The sequence below is a fragment of the Bradyrhizobium sp. LTSP857 genome (assembly GCF_000938285.1).
Lineage (GTDB): Bacteria > Pseudomonadota > Alphaproteobacteria > Rhizobiales > Xanthobacteraceae > Bradyrhizobium.
In genome coordinates this window covers 269,832-278,582 of record NZ_JYMS01000044.1, presented here as the reverse complement: position 1 = coordinate 278,582, position 8,751 = coordinate 269,832, and the positions used below count along the sequence as shown (strand labels likewise).

General features: G+C 57.3%; 8 protein-coding genes. 6 read left to right on the top strand and 2 right to left on the bottom strand.

The features are described from left to right. Positions 1 to 1,202, bottom strand: a 1,202-nt coding sequence (locus UP06_RS28010) for a hypothetical protein (RefSeq protein WP_045006879.1), incomplete at its 3' end; no start/stop codon positions are given. 406 nt (positions 1,203 to 1,608) lie between these two features. On the opposite strand from UP06_RS28010, the gene UP06_RS28005 reads away from it, so the two are divergent. From UP06_RS28005 to UP06_RS41090, 3 genes are all read left to right on the top strand, one after another. Further along, a complete protein-coding gene (locus UP06_RS28005) occupies positions 1,609 to 2,295 on the top strand; it encodes a hypothetical protein (protein ID WP_045006878.1) in 687 nt (228 codons plus the stop codon). Positions 2,296 to 2,512: 217 nt separating this feature from the next. Further along, positions 2,513 to 3,184: a hypothetical protein gene (locus tag UP06_RS28000; protein ID WP_045006877.1), complete on the top strand. Its 672-nt coding sequence runs from the start codon at positions 2,513 to 2,515 to the stop codon at positions 3,182 to 3,184. Positions 3,185 to 3,252: 68 nt separating this feature from the next. After that, positions 3,253 to 3,588, top strand: coding sequence for a hypothetical protein (locus tag UP06_RS41090; protein ID WP_156163270.1), 336 nt, complete (start codon positions 3,253 to 3,255; stop codon positions 3,586 to 3,588). A gap of 1,873 nt (positions 3,589 to 5,461) precedes the next feature. On the opposite strand, the gene UP06_RS27985 is transcribed toward UP06_RS41090, so the two are convergent. Then, on the bottom strand, positions 5,462 to 6,373 hold the full coding sequence (locus tag UP06_RS27985) for a LysR family transcriptional regulator (RefSeq protein ID WP_045006874.1): 912 nt from the start codon (positions 6,371 to 6,373) through the stop codon (positions 5,462 to 5,464). Between the two features lie 182 nt (positions 6,374 to 6,555). Here UP06_RS27985 and UP06_RS27980 point away from each other — a divergent pair, with 182 nt between their 5' ends. From UP06_RS27980 to UP06_RS27970, 3 genes are all read left to right on the top strand, one after another. Beyond that, the gene (locus UP06_RS27980) at positions 6,556 to 7,302 is read left to right on the top strand and encodes an SDR family NAD(P)-dependent oxidoreductase (protein WP_045006873.1); all 747 of its coding nucleotides are present in this window, start codon (positions 6,556 to 6,558) and stop codon (positions 7,300 to 7,302) included. Between the two features lie 90 nt (positions 7,303 to 7,392). After that, positions 7,393 to 8,139: an SDR family NAD(P)-dependent oxidoreductase gene (locus tag UP06_RS27975; protein ID WP_045006872.1), complete on the top strand. Its 747-nt coding sequence runs from the start codon at positions 7,393 to 7,395 to the stop codon at positions 8,137 to 8,139. 168 nt (positions 8,140 to 8,307) lie between these two features. Further along, on the top strand, positions 8,308 to 8,745 hold the full coding sequence (locus tag UP06_RS27970; RefSeq protein WP_045006871.1) for a GlcG/HbpS family heme-binding protein: 438 nt from the start codon (positions 8,308 to 8,310) through the stop codon (positions 8,743 to 8,745). Positions 8,746 to 8,751: the final 6 nt, after the last annotated feature.

The window sequence follows — 8,751 nt, the reverse complement described above, 5'->3', positions numbered from 1 at the left end:
TACTCGTCGCGCTCAAAGGCGATGTCGTAGTTGGTGCCCCACTTTGCGAGTTGTTCGCTGATCGCTTCGCCGTCAATCCGATTCGCATTGCGATAAAGATATTTGGAAGGCCACTGTGGCGCGCCGTCAATCGAGACGATCGAACTATCGCAAAAGGCAAAGCCGCGTAGTTCCGGCTTAGTCTCAGCCGCGGAATAATCCAATCGTTCTTTTGCGCTCAGTTCGGCAGGAAGTTCACCGGTAGGTTCCAGCTTGTTGATCGAGAGGTCTGTGTGGGCCGGGTAGACATCGCCTTCGACTTGGCGATTAAAGAAGATGACTGCGCCAGGTTCGCGTCGTGCCAATCCATTATTGCCCCGAGAGCCAAAGTAATCTTGGAACCGATTCCCTTCGATGAGCGGGGGTTTGCTGGGTCCATAAGCGATATTCCAAAGCGATTCTCGAGTCGACTTATCAGGAAACCAATAGGCTGGTTTGCTGGGAGGCCAGCCAGACGTCACGACATTGCGCGCCGCGTCGGAGAGCTTCATTCTTGAAATGCCGAAGCACTGGGTGGCCATTACACGAAGCCCCGGCTTCCATTTGGGAAACTTCCACATATTTATCGGGTTGATGCCCAACAGCTCGTAAGTGATGAAATTCCTTTTCGCCTCGGTCTCGCGCCACGCTTCCCATTCTTCGCGCGTTGCTCGAGCAATTGTGGAACCCAGGAATTTCAATTCAGAGCGCGGGCTATCGTACGAGTCCTCCGATGCATAGGCGACGCCAGACCAAGGCTCGTCGGCACGTTGATAGGTGATCACGAGCGGTAGCAGCGTTTTGGGGACCCTGCCGTTCTGCGTAGTCTCGCCATTGCAGGCTTGAGGCAAGTGCACCACCACACCGTGCTCATCTTTTGTCTTGAGCCCGAAGATCGTTGGCACGACGCCGACTTCGACTGTTCTATCGTTATCGTTGTAGGTCGTTATTTTTACGCGGCAACCGACCACGATGTCGAAATTAAGCGGCTCCCCCTTGTAGACGTAGCTGGCCTTAAATCGGTAATAGTAGCCGCGGTCCTGGCCGGGTGCAGTGACCTTGACCGGCTTCGTGAAACTGAAAAGAGCGCCGAAGACGAGCCAAGGTTGCGAAAACAACAGCATCAGCCCCAAGCCGAGTAAAACGACAACGGTTCCGAAGATCAGGCTGGGTAATGTCTTCATATCCACTTATACGGGTCGATTGCGGTCGGGCTGATGTAGCACTGCAATCGCATAGCAAACAGAGGTTGTGGAAGTGATCGATGACGTTGGATCTTTTGCGGCTACGCTTTCACCGTTCGTTAGCCAATGTCATGCGCGAAGCGTCGTGAAGGCTAGCGAGCGCTGTTCGCAGACCGTGGGTCCGCTTCTGGCCCGGAGGCGAATGGGTGCAGTCCGCAGCTAGAAGCAGACCGGACATCGGCGGCATAGCTTTCGACTACCGCCTTTGACCCGAAGCGGACATTCGATCTGTGCATTCATGGAAAGTTTAGTATCGCGTGGAAAGTTGATGCCATTTTCTGATGCAACCAACGATAATGGTCGGGACGCCGATGCACCGGGTCGTTATGATTAGCAGGATCCATCCATGAACGGTGCCAAATGGCTCGTTGGCGCTACCGCAATCCTCTTGGCGGCTAGTGTCCTGGCCTACAAGATGGTGCTCCCGAGCTACTCGTATCGCTACCGGCTTCATTTGACAGTTGAAGTCGGAGAGAAGACCCATGCTGGTTCGAGCGTCATACAAGTCAACTGGGGATGCGGGCCGAAGATTGCGGATGCTTCGGGATGTGCAGCCGGACTAAGCGGTCAGGCGACATTGATTGACCTCGGGACCCACGGTGTGCTCGTAGCGGCACTACACACCGGTGATCACATTTTACCAACGCCAGATGGGGCCATCGACGCAATTTTTCTCTGCGCCAAGGCATTCGGCAACCAAAGCACTTTTAGGGACTTGCCAGAACTGTCGAAGCTGAGTGGACGGCGAGCCCTTTCGGCCGACAACTTCCCGAGACTAGTTTGGTTTACAAACGGAGCAGATCCCGCGTCCGCGAGAAAGGTAACGCGAGAAAGCATGGCTGACTTGATTGATCCGACAGCCAAGATTACCGACGCATTTGTCGAGATCACTCGTGATCCAGTCGCGGTCGATCTGCCGAACAAGTTGACTTGGTTTGAGGCACTGAAAGTTGCGCAAAAGGAAAGCAGAATGCCTTCGATGCCTCAGCAGTTTCATCTATACTACAATATGCTCGTTGGGGAAGACACCTGAGGTCTGCTTGTGGCCCATCGCTTCCATCGACGCGATGAAGCTGCATGTCGGCTGGTAGAGGCAAAACGGAAGTCTGCGGCCGAGCGCCAAACCAATCCGATTGACCCTTAGCGGTCCTTCACTCATTCATCGAACGTTGAGTATCACCGGAGCGAGCCGTTGACCTCCAAATCAAATGCAACCAAAAGGAGAACTTTAGAATAACAAGAGGCACCGGATGAAGCGGATCGGGATAGTCGCGATCCTGATAGGAACAGCATTCATCGTTTATTTGTGGACGCAGCCTGCGTACACACATCGCATCCGGTTGACAATCGAAGTTCAAACTCCTGACGGCATCAGATCAGGGTCAAGTGTAATCGAGACGAGTACATGGGAGAGCGGAAACTGGGGGCCCATAGAGGCCAGAGGGATTCGCAGGGACTTTAAAGGCCGCGCGATATTCGTGGATCTCGGACACGGGAAGAATGTTGTTGCTTTGTTGGGCTTTGGTGCCGATGGCACAGATCAATATCATCTATATCGGCTCACGCGCGATGCGTTGGCTCCAACTAAGAAAGGCGACTGGACCGAAGAGTATAAGCTGAAAGGACAAGGCGTCTTGCCGCCAGATGACATACCGGGCCTCGCAACCTTCAAAGACATCAACGATCCATCCTCGGCAGTGCGCGTCGATCCCGCTGATGCTGCCGCAACTCTGGGATCGGGATTCGCATTTCGGCAGGCATTGCTGGAAACAACAAGCGACTCGGCCTCAAAGGGCATCGAAAAGATCTTTCCCTGGTGGCGGTCGCAGGGACGTCCAGCGGAAATAGCGTATCGAGCTTGGCGAGCGGGCTCAAGGATCGGAACTAGCATTGAGCCCGAGCACCTTTTCCAAAAAGAGTAGTCGGTGATGCGTGAATGATCGGCCTCGTCCTATTGCTCATTCTACACAGGCTTGGATAGGAGAGGCGAATGCTTTGCTTCGAGGTTTGGAGAAATGGCGAAAAGCTGACGACGGCCGGTGTGAGTGAGACAGGCGTTCTGTCCGTCATTTTGAGCTGGGTAGGCAAAGAGCCGAATGCATCATCAATTGCGGCTTCGTCGGCGGAAGCGATCCCAGGGATTCGTTGTCAGGTGGGTGGGATTGAAGGCGTCAATTCGATCGACTGGTATGATACGGACCAGTTGAAGATCGGCGACGAACTGCGGGTACGTCTGATCTCGTCCGATCACTCCGATCCGCCAATTCGCTCCCAAACGCCTCCGCGTGGTACCCGGGATTGGATCGGAAAACGCCGCCTGGAATGATTTCTGGTATTGGCCCATCGCGTGGGTTGGCACACCAAAGGGACATGTCGGGTGCGAGGGGTAGAGCAGAAGCCGTCCGAGTCATGGCCGACCGCCGCTTTTGACCCCAAGCAGACCTACCGGAGACATCGCTCCGGCCTGGTTACTTCCAGCTCCTGTTAACAAAATGACAATAGCATCCGCCGCAATGGCGTTCGGAAGAACCGGACAACTTGGATGGTTTGCGCGATCCAAAAGATGGATGATCAATGCCTCAGCACGCGGCGGACGCATACGATGCGCAAATGTGGACCTACCGCGACCATCTCCGCGGGTTGAACCGCAGGCTGGCGGAGGACTACGCTCGAGAGAATGTTCAGCATGTAGTGGCGGCTATCGAGGAGTTGGCCCAAGCGGCTCCAGTCACTCTTGCGATAGCCCAGTTTCACGAAGCAATTCGTCGCTCGCCAGCGAAAAATTTCTGGCCTGTCATCCGCCGAACAAAAGGCGTGTTGCTCCTTCGATCATCTGACGTGGGCGGCGGCTGCCCGTGGCCATGGCAACGAACAAACTCAGGAAACATGCGCTACAGGCTGCCAGGACATCTGCTTTTTTCGCCATGGCCTCCGAATGTTTGCCGCAGCGTTCGAAACCGCACGATCGAACTTCAGCGAATGGTCGATCGACTCCGAGCAATGTCAGACACAGTTAGTTTCTTGGACGAAGCTCTTGCCGGTTCCATACAAGTTAGGACGCGGTTCGCTATTCGGCTCATAAACGGGATCAAAGCGCTCCAGGGGATAGCAATGCCAGACAGCATTGCGGCTCTTGATCAATGGTCCGATGAACCACGGCCCGGTTGGAATGTCGTGTTGCGGATTTCGCAAGGAGCGCTCATCTATCGCGACGGCCCCGATCGTTGCGAGATCGAAATTCCCGCCGCGTTCACCAAGCCTCTCCGTGCACCCTCGTCGCCCGACCGCGCGTTGGAACGTCATCTGGTCCGTGCCGGACCGAGATCGTATTACCCGTGAGCTAGGGGGCCGCTTCTGGCCCATCGCGTTGGTTTGCACACCGCGCGGCGACATGTCTGGAGCGAGAGGTAGAGCAGAAGTCGTCTCACTCAGGGGCCGACCGCCGCTTTTGACCCCTAAAGGACATTGAGCAGTATTCTTGTTAGACTAGCTCGTGACGCGCCGATCTTAGCTCGATTCATCGAATCAACAGGCTGGCTCTCGTGGTCCTAACTCGTTACCTGAAATGCGCGTTTGTTCTTGCGCTACTGCCAAGCAAGATCATGGCGCTCCCCATATTCGAGAGCGGCATCTGCACTCACGTCGATGGCCTCGACCAAGCCCAACAGGTGAAGAAACCGACGGCGGCAGGCCCGAATGCGATACAAGATGCCAGAAATGCCTATATTGAGCGGTTCGGTAAACCGACATTTGAAAACCGTTATCGGCCCGATAGCGTTACACTTACCTGGGTTACGAAGGACGGCCCAGTCCCCGTGGCGCAGGACGTCATCATTGAGATCGTCCGGGGCGATCTTCACATCAGGTGTGGTCTTACGTTCTAGGTATCAGATGGGCGTCGTCCAATAGATTTGGCGGTGCGGTGCTATTCTCAAATGGCAGCTTTTGGCCCAAAGCAGACATCTTCGAGCTGGCGAGCCGCGGTCGACTGGTGGCCCTTTTCGGAAGTGGCGGCCCTGGTGCCTGATGTCCGCTGTTGGGCGAGTACGGACAGATCACATGCGCGCAGCGCGTGGGTAGCAAATCTTCACCAATGCAGTCCTCAAGGTCACTAGCCGATCCGAATTCGCGCGCCAGCCCCGCGCGGCCGTGCCCTGTAATCGGCCTCAGACAAAGGATGGGATGCGATGCCGATCTAGTCACGGAGCCTTCCGGCCCCTGCTGGACATCTGGGCGCTCAAGTCATCGATTCTCGAAAGGAATAGTTTCAGGATCGGCGATCTATTCGCCTTGTTGTAGCCGACAACCAAGTCGATCGTTGGGGCATCTCCTCGGATCGGACGGCTGGTTACGGACCAAGGAAGAAGAATATTTGAATAGGCAGGCAGAAGCGCTACGGCACCGGTCGACGCGATCATGGATATCGCATGGGTAATGTTGTCCACTTCGCGAGCCGGAACGATAGCCAGTCCGGACCGCTTCAAGTAGTCCTCGATCACAGCGCGCGAGGTCGGGGCCGTCTTCGATGGTATGATGAATGTTTCGCCCACGATCTCTCGCAGATCGATGGCGTCATGCCCGGCAAGGCGGTGGTCGCTGGGGAACACGACGACGAATGGCTCCGTAATCACACCCCTGTAAATCAGATCGTCCGCCCGCTCTTCCGGCCGCATGAACGCGGCGTCAAGCCTGCCCCGTATCAAGGCGTCCGCGAGGTCCGGGGAATTCTGGCTAAAGACTGTGACCTCTATATTGGACAGTTCATCGTGAAGGATGCGCATCGCTTCAGGCAACCATTCTATTTCCTTCCCCGTGAGACACCCTAGAGCGAAGGACGGCTTGGCGGGTTGAGCCGCCCGCCGCGCTGCTTCCTTGGCTGCCTCTGCCTGGGTGAGCGCCAGCCGTGCATGGTCGAGAAAGGCCTTGCCAGCGGCGGTCAATTCGATGCCGTGCACGCTACGGCTCATCAACTCGACGCCAACCTCGTATTCGAGATCGCGGATTTGGCGGCTGAGGGAAGGCTGCGCCGTGTGCAGCCTTTTCTCAGCCGCGACCGTCAGGCTGCCTTCCTCGGCGACCGCGATGAAATAGCGAAGGTGCCGTAGCTCCATAACGCTCCCTCCATATCTCCAAGGCATGCCCGCCAACTTACAAAGTCTTTTTCGGGGGTGCCAGCGGAGCCTACATGGCTTTCAGGGAAAGCACCTGAGACTGTTCTCGGTCTTAAAAGCCGCGGCCATAAGTTTCCGGTTCCATGCTCTCCCGGTAGGGCAGTAAATTGCGAGGATCACAAATGAGTAACTCAGTCGTATTGATCACGGGTGCCTTGACCGGCATTGGTCGCGCCGCTGCCGTCGCCTTCGCCAAGAAGGGCGCGAAGGTGGTCGTTGCCGGCCGGCGCGATGAGGCCGGCCAGGCGCTCGTCAAGGAGCTGCGCTCGTTCGGTTCCGAGGCCGAGTTCATCAACACCGACGTCCGCAAGGAGGATGACGTCCGCGCTATGGTCGACAAGACCGTCGCACGGTTTGGCCGTCTCGATGTCGCGGTGAACAATGCCGCCACCGAAGGTGCGGTCGGCCCGATCACAGACCAGACCGCGGAAAGCTTTGCCGCGACCTTCGAGACCAACGTTCTCGGCGTGGTCCTGAGCATGAAGCACGAAGTGCGCGCCATGCAGGCCCAGGGCAGCGGCAGCATCATCAATATCTCCTCGACCTATGGGCATAGGGGCGCGCCCTATGCCTCGATCTACGTCGGCGCCAAGCATGCCGTCGAAGGCATTACCAAGTCGGTGGCGCTCGAACTCGCCAAATCGGGGATTCGCGTGAACGCTGTCGGGCCTGGCCCCACGGACACCGGCATGCTGACCCGCTTTACTGGCACGGCGGAGAACAAGGCGGCCCTGGTGACCCAGGTTCCGCTCGGTCGGCTCGTCCTCTCCGAGGAGGTCGCCGACGGCATCGTGTTCCTCGGTTCGGACGAAGGCAGGTTCATCACCGGCCACGTCCTCAACGTCGACGGCGGACACAGCGCCAACTGACCATGTCCGGGCGCGAGGTTTGCTCCGCGCCCGAAAGCCACGGCTTCGAATGCGTTTTAGGTCAACAACAAGATTCAGAGGACGACCGCTATGGGCGCTCCTGTTATCCTCATTACCGGCGCTCTGACCGGCATCGGTCGTGCCACCGCATTTGCCTTTGCCAAGGAAGGCGCAACGGTCGTTGCGTCCGGCCGCCGCGAGGCCGAAGGCAAGGCACTCGAAGCCGAGCTTCGTAGCCTCGGCGCTGAAGCCGCTTTCATTCTGGCGGACGTGCGCCACGAAGACGACGTGCGCAACCTTGTCGAACAGACTGTCGCGCGCTTCGGCTGCCTGGATGTCGCGGTCAACAATGCCGGTACCGAAGGAAAACCTGGCCCGCTGGCCGAGCAGACGTCCGAGAGCTATGCAGGGATGTTCGACACCAATGTGCTTGGCACGCTCCTGAGCTTGAAGCACGAACTGCGGGTCATGCAGCCGCAAGGCTCAGGCAGCATCATCAATATTTCTTCGACCATGGGCGAGCGCGGTGCGGCGAATTTAGCGCTCTACACCGCAAGCAAGCACGCGGTGGAAGGTCTCACGAAATCCGCCGCTCTCGAAGCCGCTCCTTCGGGCGTCCGCGTCAATGCAGTCGCCCCTGGTCCGACCGAGACCGCGATGCTCGATCGTCTGACCGGGACCCCCGACAAAAAAGCGGCGTTCTATGCTGCCATACCGCTTAAGCGCGGTGCGAAGCCGGAAGAGATAGCCGACGCGATCGTGTTCCTCGCTTCAGACAAAGCGTCCTTCGTCACCGGCCAGATTATCAGGATCAACGGCGGCAAAACCGCCATGTGATCGCTCGCGGCAAGCTGATGCTGCCGGGATTTTCATCTTCATATCTTCGGAGCCCGATCATGACCACCGACAACCACCAGGGATACGCAAGAGAGTCGATTCATTGCGACCTACACCGGATCAACGCGCAGTGCATATGCAGTGCATATCAAGTGAGGAGTGAACCCAATGGCTAACGTTGTGAAGAAACACAGCATCTCTTCTGGGCTGGCACAGAAAATGGTGGATGCAGCTGTGGCAAAAGCCAGCGAACTTGGCGTTAGCGAGAACGTGGCGATCCTCGATGACGGCGGCAATCTCAAGGCCTTTAGCCGGATGGATGGGGCCTCGATGCCTACCATCGAGATTGCGCAGAAGAAGGCGTACACCGCTCTATTCGGCGTCTCCACTCAGGACTTTTTCAACTTTATCCAGGGCGACCCGTCGCTTTTGGCCGGCATCCCCACGCTTGCGCGTGTAGCGGCGTGGGGTGGCGGGTTTCCCATCAAGGTGAACGGCGAGGTTGTCGGGGCGATCGGGGTGAGCGGAGCGCCCATGGTGCAGAACGACATCGATTGCGCGAGAGCGGCCCTAGCGCTCCTACCGGATGCGGTACCCACTGAGTGAAAAGGC